The organism is Pseudomonas parakoreensis (assembly GCF_021602155.1).
Lineage (GTDB): Bacteria > Pseudomonadota > Gammaproteobacteria > Pseudomonadales > Pseudomonadaceae > Aquipseudomonas > Aquipseudomonas parakoreensis.
Window position 1 is genome coordinate 1 of sequence record NZ_BQHY01000064.1, and the last position, 1,034, is coordinate 1,034.

The 1,034-nt window shown below is 61.8% G+C and carries 2 protein-coding genes; both read right to left on the reverse strand.

Going from position 1 to position 1,034, the window contains the following annotated elements; translation table 11 throughout:
- Positions 1-16: 16 nt before the first annotated feature.
- Positions 17-415: a DUF6950 family protein gene (locus L6D63_RS28375; protein WP_095668793.1), complete on the reverse strand. Its 399-nt coding sequence runs from the start codon at positions 413-415 to the stop codon at positions 17-19.
- 2 nt (positions 416-417) lie between these two features.
- Positions 418-1,020 (reverse strand): hypothetical protein, encoded by a 603-nt coding sequence (locus L6D63_RS28380; protein ID WP_131671982.1) that lies wholly within the window; start codon positions 1,018-1,020, stop codon positions 418-420.
- Between the last annotated feature and the right edge of the window lie 14 nt (positions 1,021-1,034).

Consider the following 1,034-nt stretch of genomic DNA (forward strand, 5'->3'; position numbering starts at 1 on the left):
TTTCTGACGCCGCCGCTCATTCAACCCTCCACGCGGCCAGTGGCTCGCATACGACACGGGCTGCGCCGTCGTCGGTTGTTGCCCAATAATCGCCAGCCCAGAAAACAGCCATGCTTCGGCCGCCGGGGGCGTCGTACAGCACCACGTCACCGCGCTGGATGAACGTCAGCGGTACCCTTGCAAAATGGGCATCCCATGCAGCCTCAAGGCTGCCGTGCTGCTTTTTCAGCTGCCGCTTGGCGCCGGTTTCCGTTGTGTATTTGCCGCGGTAGTTCTCGGCCGGATCGACGCCACAAATCGCTGCCGTGCAGTCGGCAGCGAACAGGCAGCAGTCAAATTCGCCCCATGAAAAAGGCCGCTCTTGGGCGGCCTTGATCACGTCGTTCAGACGGGTTGTCCAGTCTCGGTAGCGCATGGCTAACTTCCATAGGTGAATGTCGGTGCGTCCTTCTTCGAGCCCCAGTAAATGGGCCACTCGGACATCTGCGCGATGGCGTAGAAGAACCGGTCGCCGTCGTGGCGTGCGCGGTGGTTTTCGTCGGTGAAGCGCTCGGTGCCGGTGCGGCTCCACTCGGCCATCCGGTCAACTACGGGCACAGTGATGCTGTTGCCGTCCTGGCCGTTGCCGGCGAACGAGAACTTGGCTGCATCCATTCGGCCGGAAAACAGGATGTCCGCCGCGTAGTTGCCAGCCTCGTCGAACACCACGAACATGACCTTGGCCATCCGGCCGCGACAGCCGCGCACGTTCGTCTCGGAGAGGATGTAGGCATCCAGGCCGCTGAGGGTCAGCTCGACCGACATCGGCGAACCGGAGTTGTCGCTTTCCTGCGACTGGCTGACCTGTCCGAAATTGCCAACCCCCTGATATGTAATGCCGTCAACCACCAGGTCGCCGGTCCCGGTATGCGCGAAGACCATGCCGTCGACGAAGTCGAGCTGCACCGCGTACACCGGCATGAATCGGCCTGTGGCAATGATGTTCACCACGCTCTGACTGAACGGGAATGCTGAGGGCATCAGAAGGCCTCCCT